This is a genomic window from Streptomyces sp. A0592, from assembly GCF_004795115.1.
In the GTDB taxonomy this organism is placed as follows: domain Bacteria; phylum Actinomycetota; class Actinomycetes; order Streptomycetales; family Streptomycetaceae; genus Streptomyces; species Streptomyces erythrochromogenes.
In genome coordinates this window covers 192864-210528 of record NZ_SSBM01000009.1, presented here as the reverse complement: position 1 = coordinate 210528, position 17665 = coordinate 192864, and the positions used below count along the sequence as shown (strand labels likewise).

General features: G+C 71.2%; 17 protein-coding genes and 2 tRNA genes. 18 read left to right on the top strand and 1 reads right to left on the bottom strand.

Annotated elements, in window-relative coordinates:
• The first annotated feature begins 142 nt into the window (after positions 1-142).
• The 7 genes from E6U81_RS16255 to E6U81_RS16225 all read left to right on the top strand — a co-directional run bounded on the left by E6U81_RS16255 (position 143) and on the right by E6U81_RS16225 (position 6696).
• Positions 143-1138, top strand: coding sequence for a glycosyltransferase family 2 protein (locus tag E6U81_RS16255; RefSeq protein ID WP_136230778.1), 996 nt, complete (start codon positions 143-145; stop codon positions 1136-1138).
• The gene (locus tag E6U81_RS16250) at positions 1135-1575 is read left to right on the top strand and encodes a GtrA family protein (RefSeq protein ID WP_136230777.1); all 441 of its coding nucleotides are present in this window, start codon (positions 1135-1137) and stop codon (positions 1573-1575) included. The genes E6U81_RS16255 and E6U81_RS16250 overlap by 4 nt, the downstream gene beginning before the upstream one ends.
• 138 nt (positions 1576-1713) lie before the next feature.
• Positions 1714-2841 carry a glutamate 5-kinase gene (gene proB, locus E6U81_RS16245; protein WP_136230776.1) on the top strand — a complete coding sequence of 376 codons (1128 nt, stop codon included), beginning with the start codon at positions 1714-1716 and terminating at the stop codon, positions 2839-2841.
• 93 nt (positions 2842-2934) lie between these two features.
• On the top strand, positions 2935-3348 hold the full coding sequence (locus tag E6U81_RS16240) for a hypothetical protein (RefSeq protein ID WP_240803840.1): 414 nt from the start codon (positions 2935-2937) through the stop codon (positions 3346-3348).
• 185 nt (positions 3349-3533) lie between these two features.
• Complete coding sequence (locus E6U81_RS16235; protein WP_136230774.1) at positions 3534-4817, top strand: glutamate-5-semialdehyde dehydrogenase; 1284 nt, start codon at positions 3534-3536, stop codon at positions 4815-4817.
• A gap of 77 nt (positions 4818-4894) precedes the next feature.
• A complete protein-coding gene (locus E6U81_RS16230; protein WP_136230773.1) occupies positions 4895-5470 on the top strand; it encodes a hypothetical protein in 576 nt (191 codons plus the stop codon).
• 68 nt (positions 5471-5538) lie between these two features.
• Positions 5539-6696: a hypothetical protein gene (locus E6U81_RS16225; protein WP_136230772.1), complete on the top strand. Its 1158-nt coding sequence runs from the start codon at positions 5539-5541 to the stop codon at positions 6694-6696.
• Here E6U81_RS16225 and E6U81_RS16220 read toward each other — a convergent pair.
• On the bottom strand, positions 6680-7765 hold the full coding sequence (locus E6U81_RS16220; RefSeq protein WP_136230771.1) for a M48 family metallopeptidase: 1086 nt from the start codon (positions 7763-7765) through the stop codon (positions 6680-6682). The two genes, E6U81_RS16225 and E6U81_RS16220, sit on opposite strands and share 17 nt — an antisense overlap.
• 140 nt (positions 7766-7905) lie before the next feature.
• On the opposite strand from E6U81_RS16220, the gene E6U81_RS39835 reads away from it, so the two are divergent.
• The 11 genes from E6U81_RS39835 (at position 7906) to E6U81_RS16170 (ending at position 17513) form a co-directional block, all read left to right on the top strand.
• Positions 7906-8073 carry a hypothetical protein gene (locus tag E6U81_RS39835; RefSeq protein WP_037631388.1) on the top strand — a complete coding sequence of 56 codons (168 nt, stop codon included), beginning with the start codon at positions 7906-7908 and terminating at the stop codon, positions 8071-8073.
• A gap of 36 nt (positions 8074-8109) precedes the next feature.
• Positions 8110-8727, top strand: a complete 618-nt coding sequence (nadD, locus tag E6U81_RS16215; RefSeq protein ID WP_030760999.1) for a nicotinate-nucleotide adenylyltransferase — start codon at positions 8110-8112, stop codon at positions 8725-8727.
• A gap of 24 nt (positions 8728-8751) precedes the next feature.
• Positions 8752-10416: a LytR C-terminal domain-containing protein gene (locus tag E6U81_RS16210; protein WP_136230770.1), complete on the top strand. Its 1665-nt coding sequence runs from the start codon at positions 8752-8754 to the stop codon at positions 10414-10416.
• Positions 10417-10535: 119 nt separating this feature from the next.
• Positions 10536-10982 (top strand): ribosome silencing factor, encoded by a 447-nt coding sequence (gene rsfS / locus E6U81_RS16205; RefSeq protein ID WP_136230769.1) that lies wholly within the window; start codon positions 10536-10538, stop codon positions 10980-10982.
• Complete coding sequence (locus E6U81_RS16200; protein WP_136230768.1) at positions 10979-11644, top strand: histidine phosphatase family protein; 666 nt, start codon at positions 10979-10981, stop codon at positions 11642-11644. Before rsfS ends, E6U81_RS16200 begins: the two co-directional genes overlap by 4 nt.
• 124 nt (positions 11645-11768) lie before the next feature.
• A tRNA-Ala gene (locus tag E6U81_RS16195) sits at positions 11769-11841 on the top strand.
• 143 nt (positions 11842-11984) lie between these two features.
• Positions 11985-12218, top strand: a complete 234-nt coding sequence (locus E6U81_RS16190; protein ID WP_008738908.1) for a hypothetical protein — start codon at positions 11985-11987, stop codon at positions 12216-12218.
• 131 nt (positions 12219-12349) lie between these two features.
• Positions 12350-12422, top strand: a tRNA-Ala gene (locus E6U81_RS16185).
• A 254-nt stretch (positions 12423-12676) separates the two neighbouring features.
• Entirely contained in the window at positions 12677-15538 is a 2862-nt protein-coding gene (gene leuS, locus E6U81_RS16180) for a leucine--tRNA ligase (RefSeq protein WP_136230767.1), read from the top strand.
• Positions 15539-15661: 123 nt separating this feature from the next.
• On the top strand, positions 15662-16390 hold the full coding sequence (locus E6U81_RS16175; RefSeq protein WP_136230766.1) for a hypothetical protein: 729 nt from the start codon (positions 15662-15664) through the stop codon (positions 16388-16390).
• Between the two features lie 277 nt (positions 16391-16667).
• A complete protein-coding gene (locus E6U81_RS16170) occupies positions 16668-17513 on the top strand; it encodes a DegV family protein (protein WP_136230765.1) in 846 nt (281 codons plus the stop codon).
• The last annotated feature ends 152 nt before the right edge of the window (positions 17514-17665 follow it).

The following is a 17665-nucleotide window of genomic DNA, read 5'->3' as shown; positions in this document are numbered from 1 at the left end:
ATCCCGTCAAAGCTACCGTGTGCCGCCCTCGGCAAAGGCAGGGCGACTCTCGGTAGCCGCTCGCCGTGCATACTTCTAAGGAAGAGGTGAGAGGCGGGTCCGGTCGCCACAATCACCCGTTCGGATCCAGCAGGAAGTGTTCATGACGAAGCTGTCCGTAGTTGTCCCTTGCTACAACGAAGAAGCCGTCATCGACAGCTTCGACGTGGAGATCCGCAGGGTCCTGGACTCCCTGCCCGTCGAGTACGAGGTCTGCTACGTCGACGACGGAAGCCGCGACGGGACCCTCGACAAGCTCCGGAAGATCGCCGCCGAACACGGCGAACAGACCCGCTACGTCTCCTTCAGCCGCAACTTCGGCAAGGAGTCCGGCATGCTCGCCGGCCTGCGCGAGGCCACCGGCGACGCCGTCGTGATCATGGACGCCGACCTCCAGCACCCGCCGGAGCTCATCGCGACCATGCTGGAGCACTACCGGCAGGGCCACGACCAGATCATCGCCCGCCGCACCCGCGAGGGCGACAAGAAGGTGCGGTCCGCGCTCAGCCGCCTCTACTACCGGGGCGTGAACCGCTGGGTCGACGTCGAGCTCACCGACGGCGTCGGCGACTTCCGGATGCTGTCGCGCCCCGCCGTGGACGCCCTGCTCTCCCTGCCGGAGTACAACCGCTTCTCCAAGGGCCTGTTCTCCTGGATCGGCTTCGACACCGTCCACTTCGACTACCGCAACGCGCAGCGCGAGGCCGGCGAGACCAAGTGGAAGTTCGGCGCCCTGCTGAACTACGGCATGGACGGCCTGATCTCCTTCAACAACCGGCCGCTGCGGATCGGCATCTGGTTCGGCGTGTCGCTGGTCGCCCTGACGGGCCTCTACGCACTGTGGATCACCGTCATGGCGATCACCAACGGCGTGGACGCGCCGGGCTACGTCACCCTGGTGGCCATCATCACGGGCCTGGGCGGCGTACAACTGATCATGCTGGGCCTCGTCGGCGAGTACATCGGCCGCATCTACTACGAGACCAAGCGGCGGCCGCACTTCCTGGTCAAGGAGTCGCACGGCTCCGAACCCCTCCCGAGGACCGCGGGCACCACCCCGGCGGCAGAACCGACGATTGTGGAGCGCAGCGCCCGATGACCCGCAAGGAGCAGCTCGGCCAGGTATTCCGCTTCGCCCTCGTGGGCGGGGTCAACACCGGCACCTTCTTCGGCCTCTACCTCCTGCTTCACCCGTGGATGCCGTACTTCGCCGCCTACTCGCTCGCCTTCGTGCTGGCGATGGTCGGCTCGTTCTTCATGAACACCTACTTCACCTACCGGACGCGGCCGACCTGGAAGAAGTTCCTCCTCTTCCCGCTGACGAACGTGACCAACTACGTCATCCAGTCCGCCGGCCTGTACGCCCTGGTGACCTGGGCCGGGATGGACACCCGGATCGCCCCGCTGGTCGCGGCGGTCGTGGCGATCCCGTTCACCTTCCTCCTCTCCCGCAAGATCCTCGTCCCGGGCGCGGCCCGGGCCGCGGCCGAGCAGGAGGAGCGCCAGGGGCAGGCCAGGACCTCGTCCACGGTCTGAGTCCGGGTCCGGGTCCAGGTCTGAGTCCAGGCCCGGGTCCGGGTCCACGGTCTGAAACCCTTGAGCGGCCCCCGACGGCCACCCCGTAGATTGAGGTGGCAGGCATTGAAGGTGAAGGCAAGGGGCAAGGGGAAGAACGTGTCAGCCGCTAGGCAAGGTGTCGTGGACGCCCGCAGGATCGTGGTCAAGGTCGGCTCCTCCTCCCTGACCACCGCGGCCGGCGGACTCGACGCCGACCGGGTGGACGCGCTCGTCGACGTCCTGGCCAAGGCCCGCAGCGGCGGTGAGAAGGAGATCGTCCTCGTCTCCAGCGGAGCCATCGCCGCCGGGCTGTCCCCGCTCGGCCTGCGCCGCCGCCCCAAGGACCTGGCCCGCCAGCAGGCCGCCGCCAGCGTCGGCCAGGGCCTCCTCGTCGCGCGCTACACCGCCTCCTTCGCGCGGTACGGCCTGCGCGTCGGCCAGGTGCTGCTCACCACCGACGACACCAGCCGCCGCGCCCACTACCGCAACGCGTACCGGACCCTCGACCAGCTGCTGGCCATGGGCGCACTCCCGGTCGTCAACGAGAACGACACCGTCGCCACGGACGAGATCCGCTTCGGCGACAACGACCGGCTCGCCGCCCTCGTCGCCCACCTCGTCCGCGCGGACCTCCTCGTCCTCCTCTCCGACGTCGACGGCCTCTACGACGGCGACCCGGCCCAGCCCGGCACCACCCGCATCGACGAGGTCCGCGGGCCCGAGGACATCGCGCACGTCTCCATCGGCAGCGCCGGCAAGGCGGGCGTGGGCACCGGCGGCATGGTCACCAAGGTCGAGGCGGCGCGGATCGCGGCAGCCGCCGGGATCCCGGTGGTGCTCACCTCTGCCAGCCAGGCCGCCGACGCCCTCGCCGGGCGCGGGACCGGAACGTTCTTCCACGCCACCGGGCGCCGCTCCGCGGACCGGCTGCTCTGGCTCCAGCACGCCTCCACCCCGCAGGGCCACCTGGTCCTCGACGACGGGGCGGTCAGGGCCGTGACCCAACGCGGCAGTTCGCTGCTGCCGGCGGGCATCGCGGCGGTCGAGGGAGACTTCGTGGCCGGGGACCCGGTGGAGCTGCGCGCAGCCGACGGCCGGGCCGTGGCCCGGGGGCTCGTCAACTTCGACGCCAAGGAACTCCCGCAGCTCCTCGGCCGCTCCACTCGCGAGCTCGCGCGGGAACTCGGACCCGCGTACGAGCGGGAGGTCGTCCACCGTGACGATCTGGTCCTGCTCCAGGGCTGAGGTTCGGCAAAACCGCAGCGCGGCCGCCCGGGGACTGGTCAACTGTGAGGGGCGGAGCAGGCGGACACGCGTAGCGGAGACGGGAGGCGGCTGGTGAGACGAGCACTGACCAGCGTCGGCACGGGGGACGGTGACGGCGGCGGGTACGAGCAGGACCAGGACCAGGCCTCGCGCCTGTGGCACGTGACCCTGAGCGTCTCCGGCAAGCCGGCCCCGCTGCCGGAGGTCCGGCGGGGACTGGAGCAACTGGCCCACGACCACCCCTTCCTCCTGACCAGCCGGTACGCCGACGACCACGCGGAGATCCGCTACTGGGAAGAGGCCCGCGACCTCCACGACGCGGCGGCCGTCGCCCTGCGCCTGTGGGGCGAGCACCGCTCCTCGGCGCAGCTGCCGCCCTGGGAGATCGTCGGCCTGGAGGTCATCGACCGCGCCACCTACCACCTGCGCGTCGCGGAGGGCTACGGCCCGCCCCCGGCCCACCCGGTGGGCGTCCACCCGTACTGACGTCTCCCGGGCCCCGCCTCGACCAGCCCCTCCGCCGTATGAGGAGCGGGGTCCGGGAGGCGGAGCCCCGGGAAACGGTGAAAGGGCGGGGCGGGGAGAGGCTCCGCGCAGCGGCAGGCCCGGCCCCGTCTCGCGGGATGGAAGCCCCACCGGGAGCGCGCCCCCGGCGCACTACCCTGGACGGCATGACCTCGCTCGACGACGCCACCGTCACCTCGCCCGTCCTCGCCACCGCGCACCGCGCCCGGACCGCCGCCGCGGCCATCGCCCCACTCCCGCGGTCCGCCAAGGACACGGCCCTGCTGGCGGTCGCGGACGCGCTGGAGGCCCGTACCGCCGAGATCATCGCGGCCAACGCCGTGGACACGGACAAGGCCCGCGCCGCCGGCACCAGCGAGACCGTCATCGACCGTCTCACCCTGACCCCCGAGCGGATCGCCGCCATCGCCTCCGACGTACGCGACGTCGCCGCGCTCCCCGACCCGGTCGGCGAGGTCGTCCGCGGCAGCACCCTGCCCAACGGCATCGACCTGCGGCAGATCCGCGTCCCCCTCGGGGTCGTCGGCATCATCTACGAGGCCCGCCCCAACGTCACCGTCGACGCCGCCGCCCTCTGCCTCAAGTCCGGCAACGCCGTCCTCCTGCGCGGCAGCTCCTCCGCCTACGCCTCCAACACCGCGCTCGTCGCCATCCTGCGCGACGCCGTCGAGGGCGCCGGCCTGCCCGCCGACGCGATCCAGCTCGTCCCCGGCGAGTCCCGCGACTCCGTCCGCGAGCTGATGCGCGCCCGAGGCCTCGTCGACGTGCTCATCCCGCGCGGCGGCGCCTCCCTCATCAAGACCGTGGTCGAGGAGTCCACCGTCCCGGTCATCGAGACCGGTACCGGCAACTGCCACGTCTACGTCGACGCCCAGGCCGACCTCGACATGGCCGTGGACATCCTCATCAACTCCAAGGCCCAGCGGCCCTCCGTCTGCAACGCCGCCGAGACCCTCCTCGTCCACCGCGAGATCGCCGGCGCCTTCCTGCCGCGCGCCCTCGACGCGCTCGCCGATGCCGGCGTCACCGTCCACGGCGACCCGGCCGTCCTCGCCGCCGCCGAGGGCACCAAGGCCACCGCCCTGCCCGCCACGGACGAGGACTGGGCCGCCGAGTACCTCTCGTACGACATCGCCGCGGCAGTCGTGGACTCCCTCGACGACGCCGTCACCCACATCCGCCGCTGGACCTCCGGGCACACCGAGGCGATCGTCACCACCTCGCAGGCCGCCGCGCGCCGCTTCACCCAGCTGGTCGACTCCACCACCGTCGCCGTGAATGCATCCACTCGGTTCACCGACGGTGGCCAGTTCGGTTTCGGCGCCGAGATCGGCATCTCCACGCAGAAGCTGCACGCCCGGGGCCCGATGGGGCTCCCCGAGCTCACCTCCACCAAGTACATCGTCACCGGCGACGGTCACGTTCGGTAGTCGAGGCGCCAACTCGGTGTGGCCGGAATTCGGCGGACACCCTGCCCAAAGGCTCCCCCCAGGTCTACGCTGTTCCCGTGCCGGACGACGTGGGGGGCAAGCCGTTCCCGGACGACGGGACCCCCGAAGACGATGCAGACGACCGCGGAGGCGCGGAAGAGTACTTCGCCTCCGTGGTGTTCGACGAGGACTTCGTCCGGAGCGCCGAGATCCATGAACCGAGCGCCGCAGAGCGCCAGCGGGCGGCCGACCGGGCGCGCGCCGAGGCGGAAGCCGCCCGGGCCGTCGCAGGTGGCTGGACGGGCGACGACGACCACGACGGCTACGGCTACGGCCACCCCGACGGGTACGACGGCGACGCCTACGGCTGGGAGCACGGCGGCGACCACGAGCGGGGCCACGGCCACCCCGACGGCCCGTACGGGGCCTACGGCGGCAGCCTGCGCCCCTACCGCGGGCGCGCGCCGTGGCTGCGCCCCGTCGCCTGGGTGCTCGCGTTCGTGATGGGCCTCGGCATGGTCGCGCTCGCCTTCAGCGCCGTCTACCGCAGTGCCTCGGGCGAAGCGGACCCCGCTCCCGCGCCCGCCAGCACCCCCAGGCGTGAAGTCACCGGCGTCGGCGCGTTTACGTACCCCTCAGTACGCCAACCCTGAAGGTACGACCCCACTCGCTTTCGCCGGAGCTGGGGGCTTCTCTGAAGCGGGGACAGCGGGGAGAAGCGATGGCCGTGCCAGGAGATCCACCCAGCGGCACCCCCGACGGCACCGGCGGGGGCGACGACGAGTTCCGGTCGGACGAGTTCCGATCGGACGAGTACCGGTCGGTGGTGTTCGACGAGGACTTCGTCCGTGCTGCCCGGCTCCAGGAGTACTCCGCCCAGGAACGCATGGGCGAGCACGCCCGGGCCGTCCGCAGCCGGTCCATCTGGTCGGGCGGGACCGCACCCCGTACCAGCACCCCCGGCCGCGGCGCCCGGCAGGGCATGCTGCTCGTGCTGCTCATCGCCACGGCCTTCGCCGTCGCCGTCTACATGGGGCTGCGCAACCCCTACGTGCCCCCGCCCGGGGGACCGGCCCAGGCGCTCACCAGCACCGTGGTCCCGCTCGCGCCGACCACCGCCGTGCCCGGCGGGCTGCCGCCCGAGCTGTTCGCCGGGAGCCCCGCCGCCGACTACCGGGTCGGGGCGGCCGGGATCACCCTGCCCGCGGTGCGCCGCACGCACCACTTCACCGACGTCCAGGTCGTCACCGCGCTGTCCATCGCCAAGGACTACCTGGTGCAGTCCTCGCTGGACCCCGACGTCCTGGCCGGCTCCGCCACCCGGCCGGTGCGCGTCCTGCTCGACCCCGACCAGCTGGCGCAGTTCGACCGCAGCATGACCTCGCCCTCCGGTGACGGCCGGCACGCGGCCACCGGCTGGCTCGTCCGCTTCGACCCGGCCACCGCCGTCATGGCCGACTCCCGGGTCCGGGTGAGCGGCACCCTCGCCTTCGAGGAGGTGGCCCAGGACGTGCTGGAGGTCACCACCGACCACACCTTCGTGTACGCCGTGCGGCCGGCCACCGGGGCTCCGGCCGCGGCCGACGGAGCATCGCTCTTCACCGTCCGGCGCGAGCTGCGGCTGCGCTTCGACCGGGACGACCTGAGCGCACGGCGGCTGGAGCTGGCATCGGCCTACGTGATGGCCGGGCCGCAGGACTGCTCCGCCGACCCGGCCGGAGGCTTCCGCCCGCTCCTGGCCGGGGCCGGCCCCACCACCGTGGGACCGGCCGCGAGCGACCCCTACGCCAGCGGCCACCCGAGGCGCTCGGCCGGGCTGTGCGGCGTACTGGCCCCCTCCGCGACTCCGGGCGGCGCCCCGGTCAGCCCTGCCCCGTAGCCCCCTTGCCCTCGGAGCCGGTGTCGGTACCCGCGCCGCCCCCGGCGCCGGCGCCGGTGAACTTGTCACGCAGTCGGCCGCCCATGTCGGCCGCACCGCCCGCGATGTCTCCCACCAGCTTGAACAGCGGGTCCTTGCTGGTGCGCACCGAGTCGGCGTAGTGCGCGGCCGACTCCCGGAAGGAGTCCGTGACCGAGGTGTCCTTGTCCTCCTCGCGGCGCGGGTAGTGGCCGTCCATGATCCGCTGGTAGTCCCGGCTCTCCGACCACTTCTTCAGCTCGGCCGCCCGGACGGTGGTGAAGGGGTGCGTGCGCGGCAGCATGTTGAGGATCTTCAGCACGGAATCCCGCAGGTCGCCGCCCTTCTCGTACTCGTCGGCCTGCTCCAGGAAGGCGTCCACGTTCATCTCGTGCAGGTGGTTGCCGCCCGCCAGCTTCATCAGCCCGCGCATCGAGGCCGTGACGTCCTGCCCCACCAGCAGCCCCGCCCGGTCGGCCGAGAGCTCCGACTTGCGGAACCACTCCCGCAGCGCGGTCACGATCGTCATGATCGCCACATTGCCCAGCGGGATCCACGCGACCTTCAGCGCCAGGTTCGTCAGGAACAGCAGGATCGTGCGGTACACCGAGTGCCCCGACAGCGCGTGGCCCACCTCGTGGCCGACCACGGCCCGCATCTCCTCCTCGTCGAGCAGCTCGACGAGGCTCGTGGTCACCACGATGATCGGCTCGTCCAGACCGATGCACATGGCATTGGGCCGCGGGTCCTGCTGCACGTACATCTGCGGGACCTTCTCCAGGTCCAGGATGTAACAGGCGTCGCGGAGCATCGCGTACAGGTGCGGGAACTGCGTCTCGCCCACCCGCACCGAGTCCGACAGGAACAGCAGCCGCAGGCTCCGCTCCGGGAGCAGCCCGCTCAGGGCCTTGAAGACCGTGTCGAAGCCGCTCAGCTTGCGCAGCGCCACCAGGGCGGAACGGTCCGCCGGATGCTCGTACGCACGCGAGGAGATACCGGGGAACCTCCTGCGGTCCCGCGCCGGTGCCTTCTCGAATCCCGTCTCCGTCATTGCGCCCTCCCCTGATGGAACTGCTCGACCATGCGTCTATCCTCTCCAACGCCTGAGTCGGCGCGAGCGTGCCCCGGGCGCCCGCATACGATGTGAGCGAAGTCTCCGACCCGCTCCCCGACTCGATAGGTATCTGCCTGATGAGCCTCTCCTCCACCGCCCACAACCTGGTCGTCCTCGCCTCGGAGGGGGCCGAACAGCACGGCGGCAACCACGACAGCCTCAACCCGTACCTGACCGGCGGCGCCGCGTTCGTCATCCTGATGCTGATGCTCTGGGTCACCACGCGCCTGAACCGCGACCGCTAGTCGGACCGGTCCGCCGGGCCAGTAGGCTCTGCGCTCATGGGAGAGCAGGAGACGCCTACCGGTCCGGTCAAGCGCCGGCTCGGCGTGATGGGCGGGACATTCGACCCGATCCACCACGGACACCTGGTGGCCGCCAGCGAAGTGGCCGCCCTTTTCCACCTCGACGAGGTGGTGTTCGTGCCGACGGGCGAGCCGTGGCAGAAGTCCCAGCGGGCCGTCTCGCCCGCCGAGGACCGCTACCTCATGACGGTCATCGCCACGGCCTCGAACCCGCAGTTCTCGGTGAGCCGCATCGACATCGACCGCGGCGGGCCGACGTACACGATCGACACCCTGCGGGACCTGAAGGCGCTGAACGACGACGCCGACCTGTTCTTCATCACGGGTGCCGACGCGCTCGCACAGATCCTGACCTGGCGGAACGCCGACGAGCTCTTCTCGCTCGCCCACTTCATCGGAGTCACCCGGCCGGGCCACGTGCTCACCGACGACGGACTCCCCGAAGGCGGCGTCTCCCTGGTCGAGGTCCCCGCGCTGGCGATCTCGTCCACGGACTGCCGCGCGCGCGTCGCCCAGGGGGATCCCGTCTGGTACCTGGTGCCGGACGGCGTGGTGCGCTACATCGACAAGCGTGAGCTGTACCGGGGAGCCTGAGCTTCCGGAGAGAGGGGCCCCGCGGTGAACGACCGACAGGATCCGTATGCCGCCCACGAGCAGCAGCTCATCGGCTACGACGCGTACGGGCGGCCGGTGTACGGCCAGGCGCCCGCGCAGCCCGCCCAGCCCGCCCAGCAGTACGAGCAGCAGTACGGCTACGACTACCAGGGCTACGACCAGCAGCAGCCGCAGCAGTACTACCAGCAGCGGCCGGCGGCCCAGGAGTACGGGCAGCAGCAGTACCCCCAGGCGCCCTCGTACGGCTACGACGCCCCGCAGGCCCAGCAGCAGACCCAGCAGTGGATCCCGCAGCAGACGGCGCCCGAGCCCCCAGCCGCCGCGGAGCAGCCCCCCGCCCCGGCGGAACGGCCGGCCGGCCAGGTCCCCGAGCCGCGCCGGCCCGAGGGCGGCTCCGAGGCGGGCCGGGACTACCGCACCGAGATGTTCGCCTTCATCGACCAGCCGGACGAGGACTCCGAGGACGTCATCGACTGGCTGAAGTTCACCGAGAGCCGCACCGAACGCCGCGAGGAGGCCCGCCGCCGCGGCCGCAACCGGGTGGTCGCGCTGATCGTCGTCCTCGCGGTGTTCGTCGTCGCGGGCCTCGGCTACCTCTGGTACGCGGGCAAGCTGCCGTTCCTCGAAGGCCCCGGGAAGAAGACCGCAGCCACCGCGGACGCCGCGGCGCAGAAGCGCGACATGATCGTCGTGCACCTGCACAACACCAAGAAGGGCGGCACCTCCTCGGCGCTGCTCGTCGACAACGTCACCACCAAGCAGGGCGCCACCGTCCTGCTGCCGAACGCCCTCGCCGTCGCCGGCCAGGACGGCACCGCCATGGCACTCGGCAAGGCGGTCGAGGAGGGCGGCCTCGGCACCCGCGAGGCCCTCGACTCCGTGCTCGGCACCCACATCGGCGGCACCTGGCGCCTGGACACCCCCTTCCTGGAGAACCTGGTCGAGCTGGTCGGCGGCATCGAGGTCGACACCGACGCCGCGGTCCCGGCCGACGACGCGGCCAAGACCCCGGCCGTGGCCCAGGGCCAGAAGCAGAGCCTGAGCGGCCCGATGGCCGTCGCGTACGCCACGTACCGCGCCCAGGGCGAACCGGAGGCCAAGCAGCTGGAACGCACGGGCAAGGTGCTCCACGCGGTCCTGCGCAAGTTCCCGAGCGACCCGAAGGCCGGGGCGGTCACGGTCGAGAGCATCGGCCAGATCCTCGACCCCGCGCTGAACGCGCAGACCCTCGGCGCGCTGCTGGCCAAGCTCGGCGCGCACGCCAAGGTGGGCGCGTACCGCACCGACGCCATCGCGGTGAAGGCGGACGGGACGCTCACGGAGGATGCCAACAAGAAGGTGGTCAAGGAGGTGCTCGGCGGCTCCGCCGATGCGGCGCAGCCCGGAGCCACCCCGCGCGTCGGACTCAAGGACGCCACCGGCGACGAGAAGACGCAGGTCGCGGCGAAGGCGGCGCTGATGAACGGCGGCTACACCTTCGTGGACGGCGGCAAGGCCGACAAGACCGCGGCCGCCTCGCAGATCACCTACCAGGACGACGCCCAGCGCGACCGTGCGATCGAGGTCGCCAAGACGCTGGGGCTGCCCGAGACGGTCGTGAAGAAGGCCGAGAACGTCGTGAACGCCGAGGTCGTGGTGATCCTCGGGAAGGACTACAAGCCGTCCTGACCGGCTGCGGCCCGGCCGGGAGTAGGCACTCGCGCCCGCGCGGAACGTTCCGCGCGGGCGCTGTCGGCGGTACATGAGACCCTTGTAAGGATCTGCCCGCCAACCCGAAAGCATGGCCAGTGACCGCCACGGACCGCTCCATCGAGCTCATCACCACCGCTGCCCAGGCCGCGGCCGACCGGCTCGCGCACGACATCATCGCGTACGACGTCAGCGACGTGCTGTCGATCACCGACGCCTTCCTGCTCGCCTCGGCGCCCAACGACCGCCAGGTCAAGTCGATCGTCGACGAGATCGAGGAGCGCCTGCAGAAGGAGCTCGGCGCCAAGCCGGTGCGCCGCGAGGGCGACCGCGACGCCCGCTGGATCCTGCTCGACTACGTCGACATCGTCGTCCACGTCCAGCACAGCGAGGAGCGGGTCTTCTACGCGCTGGAGCGCCTGTGGAAGGACTGCCCCGAGATCGAGCTCCCCGAGGACGCCAAGCTCACCATCGGCAAGGCCGAGGAGCACGCCAAGCTGCGCGAGGCGACGGGCGACGACGACCTGGACGGTGATCTGTTCTGAGCGCGACCAACGCGGCAGGCCCGGCCAGGTCCAGCAGGAAGATCGTCCTGTGGCGGCACGGCCAGACCTCGTGGAACCTGGAGCGGCGCTTCCAGGGCTCCACGGACATCGAGCTGACCGAGACGGGCCTGGCGCAGGCACGCCGCTCCGCGCGGCTGCTCGCCTCGCTGAAGCCGGACGCCATCGTCGCGTCCGACCTGAAGCGGGCCGCGGCCACCGCGGCCGAGTTGGCCGCCGTCACGGGCCTGCCCGTGACGCACACCGAGGCGCTGCGCGAGACGTATGCCGGCGAGTGGCAGGGCCTGACGCACGAGGAGATCGTCGAGAAGTACGGCGAGCAGTACGCGGCGTGGAAGCGCGGTGAGCCGGTTCGCCGGGGCGGCGGTGAGCTGGAGACCGAGGTCGCCGACCGCGCCGCGCCCGTGGTGCTGGACCACACCGACCGGCTGCCGGCGAACGGCACGCTCGTCGTGGTCAGCCACGGCGGCACCATCCGTACGACCATCGGCCGCCTGCTGGGTCTCGAGGCGCACTCCTGGGAGAGCCTGGGCGGGCTCTCCAACTGCTGCTGGTCCGTGCTCGGCGAGGGCGCGCGCGGCTGGCGTCTGCTGGAGCACAACGCCGGCACCCTGCCGGAACCGGTGCTCGGCGACGACGACTGAGCGGGCTCCCTGCCGCTTCCCAGCGGGGCTCCGACCCGGATTTCACTTTCCGGCTGGTCGCAGGCTAGAGTTCTTCTTGTTCGCAGCGAAGAACACCGGAGACGGGGGAAGCGCAGCGGAGAGCGGGGCTATAGCTCAGTTGGTAGAGCGCCTGCATGGCATGCAGGAGGTCAGGAGTTCAATTCTCCTTAGCTCCACAATCAGGATCCCGTCCCCAAGTGGGGGCGGGATCCTTGTTTTTATACCCTTTGCGTTTGCTGACCTGGCCCGCACCGGCGTGGCAGAATCGGACGGCCGGAGGGGGAGTCGACGGCCCGACGCGGGAGGGAGTCGCGAACGGATGGGTGCACACCGGCGCCGGTGCGACTGGTGCAACAACGGGACGCCGATCGTGCGGGACATGGACCCGGTCAACCCCGACTACCAGTACTGGTGCGAGGAATGCGCGCGGGCGCTGATCATAAAGGGCGACCCGATCGAGACGTACCGCGAGCTGGAAGGGGAGCCGATCTACGGGCGGCTGCTCGACGAGCACTGCACGCTCAAACGCTTCTACCAGTTCGCGAGAGCGTGACAGACTGTTGCAAATCGGACATGGCCCTTGGTTGGTGGAAACCGATTTTTGGACCAGGGCCATGACCGTGTAATGTTTGGGACGTCGCCAAGGGGAACCGGCAAGGGGAACCGAAGCGGCAAGCAGGGCAAGGGGCTATAGCTCAGTTGGTAGAGCGCCTGCATGGCATGCAGGAGGTCAGGAGTTCAATTCTCCTTAGCTCCACAGTGAAGAAGCGGGCCACCCGGATCGGGTGGCCCGCTTCTCGTTGTGTCAGCCGGTGGAACGGCTGAGCGTCGGCGGGGGCCGCTGCGGTACCCTGACGCCATGCGTGCCGTACGCCTCCTGCTTACCGAGCCGCGCTGAACAGTACCGACCCTCGAACGGTCGGCCTCGGCGCGGCGCCCCCTCCTGTGCGAGGGGTTTTTTCGTTTGGGCAGGCAGAGACGGCAGAGACGATCGATGGAGCTTCAGAAATCATGAGCGAGACGAACACCCCGGCCGAGGCGGCCGAGGCGCACCGCTACACGGCTGCCATGGCCGCCGACATCGAGGCACGCTGGCAGGACGTATGGGACGCGCAGGGCACGTACGAGGCCCCGAACCCGACCGGTGACCTGGCGGGGGACCCTGCGGTCGTCGCGCGGCCCAAGAAGTTCATCATGGACATGTTCCCGTACCCGTCCGGCGCGGGCCTGCACGTCGGTCACCCGCTCGGGTACATCGCCACCGACGTCTACGCCCGCCACCAGCGGATGACCGGCCACAACGTCCTGCACACCCTGGGCTTCGACGCCTTCGGCCTGCCGGCCGAGCAGTACGCCGTGCAGACCGGCACGCACCCGCGCGTGTCGACCGAGGCCAACATCGAGAACATGAAGCTCCAGCTGCGCCGGCTGGGCCTGGGCCACGACAAGCGCCGGTCGTTCGCCACGATCGACCCGGACTACTACAAGTGGACCCAGTGGATCTTCCTGCAGATCTACAACTCCTGGTACGACGCGGACGCGAAGAAGGCCCGGCCGATCGCCGAGCTGGTCGCCGCCTTCGAGGACGGCTCCCGTGAGGTCCCGGGCGGCCGCGCCTGGGCCGGGCTGACCGCGGCCGAGCGGGCCGACGTGCTGAACGGCTTCCGGCTGGCCTACTCCTCCGACGCGCCCGTCAACTGGTGCCCCGGGCTGGGCACCGTACTGGCCAACGAGGAGGTCACCGCCGACGGCCGTTCCGAGCGCGGCAACTTCCCCGTCTTCAAGTCCAAGCTCAGCCAGTGGAACATGCGGATCACCGCGTACGCCGACCGGCTGCTGGACGACCTGGACGCGCTGGACTGGCCCGAGGCCATCAAGCTGCAGCAGCGCAACTGGATCGGCCGCAGTGAGGGCGCGCGCGTCGACTTCGCGCTGGGCGACGAGGCCATCACCGTCTTCACCACCCGCCCGGACACCCTGTTCGGCGCCACCTACATGGTGCTGGCGCCCGAGCACCCGCTGGTCGAGAAGTTCATTCCGGCCGCCTGGCCCGAGGGCACCCACGACGTGTGGACGGGCGGGCACGCCACGCCGGCCGAGGCCGTCAGCGCCTACCGCAAGCAGGCCGCCTCGAAGTCTGACGTCGAGCGCCAGGCCGAGGCCAAGGACAAGACCGGCGTCTTCACCGGCGAGTACGCGATCAACCCGGTCAGCGGCGACAAGGTCCCGGTCTTCATCGCCGACTACGTCCTGATGGGCTACGGCACCGGCGCGATCATGGCCGTTCCGGCGCACGACAGCCGGGACTTCGAGTTCGCGCGCGCCTTCGAACTGCCGATGCGCTGCGTCGTGCAGCCCTCGGACGGCCGCGGCACCGACCCGGCCGAGTGGGACGACGCCTTCGCCTCCTACGACGCGAAGCTGGTCAACTCCACGGGCGAGGGCATCTCGCTGGACGGCCTGGGCGTCGTCGAGGCGAAGGCCGCGATCACCGAATGGCTGGCCGAGCGCGGCATCGGTGAGGGGACGGTCAACTTCCGCCTGCGCGACTGGCTGTTCAGCCGCCAGCGGTACTGGGGCGAGCCCTTCCCGATCGTCTACGACGAGGACGGCGTCGCGCACTCCCTGCCCGAGTCGATGCTGCCGCTGGAGCTGCCGGAGGTCGAGGACTACTCGCCGCGCACCTTCGAGCCGGACGACGCGGACTCCCAGCCGGAGACCCCGCTGTCGCGCAAGGCCGACTGGGTCAACGTCGAGCTGGACCTGGGCGACGGCGTGAAGTCCTACCGGCGCGAGACCAACACCATGCCCAACTGGGCCGGTTCCTGCTGGTACGAGCTGCGCTACCTGGACCCGAACAACTCCTCCGCGCTGGTCGACCCGGAGATCGAGCAGTACTGGATGGGCCCCCGCGAGGGCGCTCCGCACGGCGGTGTCGACCTGTACGTGGGCGGCGCCGAGCACGCGGTGCTGCACCTGCTGTACGCCCGCTTCTGGTCGAAGGTGCTGTTCGACCTGGGCCACGTGTCGTCGGTCGAGCCGTTCCACAAGCTGTTCAACCAGGGCATGATCCAGGCCTACGTCTACCGCGACGAGCGCGGCTTCCCGGTCACGGCCACCGAGGTCGAGGAGCGCGACGGCAAGTTCTTCTTCGAGGGCGAGCCGGTCAAGCGCGAGCTGGGCAAGATGGGCAAGTCCCTGCGCAACGCCGTCACGCCGGACGAGATCTGCGAGGAGTACGGCGCCGACACGCTGCGCCTGTACGAGATGGCGATGGGCCCGCTGGACGTCTCCCGTCCGTGGGACACCCGCGCGGTGGTCGGCCAGTACCGGCTGCTGCAGCGCCTGTGGCGCAACATCGTGGACGAGGAGACCGGCGCGGTGACGGTCGTCGACGCCGAACCGGGCGAGGACACGCTGCGCGCCCTGCACAAGGCGATCGACGGGGCCGGCGCGGACATGGCGGGGCTGCGGTTCAACACCGCCATCGCCAAGATCACCGAGCTGAACAACGCCCTGACGAAGGCGGGCCGCCCGCTGGAGCGCTCCGTCGCCGAGCGGCTGGTCCTGCTGGTCGCCCCGCTGGCCCCGCACATCGCGGAGGAGCTGTGGCACCGGCTGGGCCACAGCGGGTCCGTCGTCCACCAGGACTTCCCGGTCGCGGACCCGGCGTACGTCGTGGACGAGAGCGTCACGTGCGTCGTGCAGGTCAAGGGCAAGGTCAAGGCGCGCCTGGAGGTGTCGCCGTCGATCACGGACGCCGAGCTGGAGCAGCTGGCCGTGAACGACGCCGGTGTCGTGGCGGCGCTGGGCGGTGCGGAGATCCGCAAGGTGATCGTGCGCGCGCCGAAGCTGGTGAACATCGTCATCTGAGGGCGCACCCCCGCATAGGGGGGATCCCGTACGGGCAGGTTGGGGGTTCGAATGGAACCCCTGGCCTGCCCGTGGCGTTTACCGTGGAGGGGAAGAACCGACGCCTGGGGAAAGGGGCCCGTCATGGAGGCCGCGTTGATCATCTTCGCGCTGATGTTGCTGACCATTGTCGGCCTCGGCGCGTACCTCACGGTCAAGGCGGTGGGCGCGGCCAAGCGGGGTGTGGAGCGCACCGTCGCCCAGGCCCGGCGCAGCGTGGAGGACACCACCCTGCGCGCCAAGAGCTTCGGCCAGGTCGGAGTGGCGGGGGCGCTGGCGCAGCTGCGGCTTGACCTGCGCACGTCGATGCGCGCCACCCAGCAGGCGCTGGCCGACGGGGCCCGGGAGGACGCCTCGCTGCGGGAGTCCCTCGGGCTGTTCGAGCGGCTCAGCGCCCACGGACACGAGCTCGACGGGGAGCTGAAGCGGCTGGAGCAGGAGCCCGACCGGCAGCGCACCGCCGAGCTCCTGCCGGATCTGCGCGAGCGCGCGGCCAAGATCATCCAGGCGGCGGACTCGCTGCGGTGGGCCGCCCGCGACCGGGCCCGGCGCTTCGCGGAGGACGAGATCTCCCTGCTGTCGGAGCAGATCGAGATGGAGTCGGGCGCATTGCGCGACTGGTCCCGCGAACCGGTGGACGACCTGGCGGCGGCAGCCGCCGAGTGGGACGCGGCCCAGGCCGCGGCACCGGCCCCGTCGCCGGCAGCGGCCCCGAAGCCGACGCCCGCACCCCCGCCGGCGGCCCTGAACCCGCCGACGCCGACGATGCAGTACCCCTGGCAGAAGAGCCCCCGGCCGGAAAGCGCCGGCTGACCCGCACCCTGCTGATACCCGCCCGGTACCCCGGCGTCCGCCCGGCATGCCCGGCGCCCACCGGGCACGCCGGGCATGCCGGGCGCCGTGGTGGGCCCTGCCTGCCGCGGGAGCGGGGTCTCGGGGCTCACCCCGGGTTTCGGGGAGGTGCGGGGCGGGGGAGAGCCCCCGCAGGGCCCCGGCGCCGACCGCTCGCAACGCCCTCCGTAGGCTCTTCGCATCCCCCGGCAGGGGCCCCGGCTGCCGTCCCGTGCCCGCGAGCGGTAACCTCCGCCTCATGTCCCGCCATGTCGCCATCGTCACCGATTCCACGGCCTACCTGCCCCGACCGGCCATGGCGCGGCACGGAATCACCTCCGTCCCGCTCACCGTGGTGCTCGGTGGCGAGGCGCTCGAAGAAGGCACCGAGATCTCGGCGCGCAGCCTGGCCCTCGCCCTGCAGAAGCGCCGTTCGGTCACCACCTCCCGCCCCAGCCCGGAGGAGTTCGTACGGGCCTACCGGGCGGCCGCGGACGCCGGGGCGACCGGCATCGTCAGCCTGCACCTGTCCGCCGAGTTCTCCGGGACCTACGACGCCGCCGTGGTGGCCTCCAGGACCGCTCCGGTGCCCGTACGCGTCGTGGACACCGGCATGGTCGCGATGGCTCTCGGCTTCTGCGCGCTGGCCGCGGCCGAGGTCGCCGAAACGGGCGGCTCGGTGGACGAGGCCGTGGCGGCAGCCGAGAAGCGGGCGGCGGACATGGCCGCGTATTTCTACGTCGACACTCTCGACTACCTGCGCCGCGGCGGCCGGATCGGGGCCGCGCAGGCCCTGCTCGGCTCGGCCCTGGCGGTGAAGCCCCTGCTGACCCTGGACGGCGGACGCATCGAGATGCTGGAGAAGGTCCGTACGGCCTCCAAGGCCATCGCCCGCCTGGAGGAGCTGGCCGTCGAGCGCGCCGGCTCCGCCGACGTGGACGTGGCGGTGCATCACCTGGCGGCACCGGAGCGGGCCGAGAAGCTCGCCGAGCGGCTCCGCGAAAGGATCCCGGGCCTGGTCGAGCTGCACGTCAGCGAGGTCGGCGCGGTGATCGGCGCGCACACCGGACCGGGGCTCCTGGCGGCGGTCGTCTCGCCCCGCTGATCACCGGAACGGGTGGCCCGGTTATCCACAACGGGACTGCTGTCCACCGGAATTGAAGGCTCCGAACGGCGGTCGGGATCTGCCCCTACGGTCGTGGCATGACTCTTCGAACGCGTACTCCGTATCCGTCCGGCGCCACCAGCGGCCCGGGC

Bases quoted from the DNA above. Each gene is read 5' to 3' on its own strand.
- E6U81_RS16225 (WP_136230772.1), top strand. From the start codon at position 5,539: ATGGCCGTGCCAGGAGATCCACCCAGCGGCACCCCCGACGGCACCGGC.
- nadD (WP_030760999.1), top strand. From the start codon at position 8,110: ATGGGAGAGCAGGAGACGCCTACCGGTCCGGTCAAGCGCCGGCTCGGC.
- E6U81_RS16250 (WP_136230777.1), top strand. From the start codon at position 1,135: ATGACCCGCAAGGAGCAGCTCGGCCAGGTATTCCGCTTCGCCCTCGTG.
- leuS (WP_136230767.1), top strand. From the start codon at position 12,677: ATGAGCGAGACGAACACCCCGGCCGAGGCGGCCGAGGCGCACCGCTAC.
- E6U81_RS16220 (WP_136230771.1), bottom strand. From the start codon at position 7,765: ATGACGGAGACGGGATTCGAGAAGGCACCGGCGCGGGACCGCAGGAGG.
- E6U81_RS16175 (WP_136230766.1), top strand. From the start codon at position 15,662: ATGGAGGCCGCGTTGATCATCTTCGCGCTGATGTTGCTGACCATTGTC.
- E6U81_RS16170 (WP_136230765.1), top strand. From the start codon at position 16,668: ATGTCCCGCCATGTCGCCATCGTCACCGATTCCACGGCCTACCTGCCC.
- E6U81_RS16190 (WP_008738908.1), top strand. From the start codon at position 11,985: ATGGGTGCACACCGGCGCCGGTGCGACTGGTGCAACAACGGGACGCCG.
- E6U81_RS16235 (WP_136230774.1), top strand. From the start codon at position 3,534: ATGACCTCGCTCGACGACGCCACCGTCACCTCGCCCGTCCTCGCCACC.
- E6U81_RS16255 (WP_136230778.1), top strand. From the start codon at position 143: ATGACGAAGCTGTCCGTAGTTGTCCCTTGCTACAACGAAGAAGCCGTC.
- E6U81_RS39835 (WP_037631388.1), top strand. From the start codon at position 7,906: ATGAGCCTCTCCTCCACCGCCCACAACCTGGTCGTCCTCGCCTCGGAG.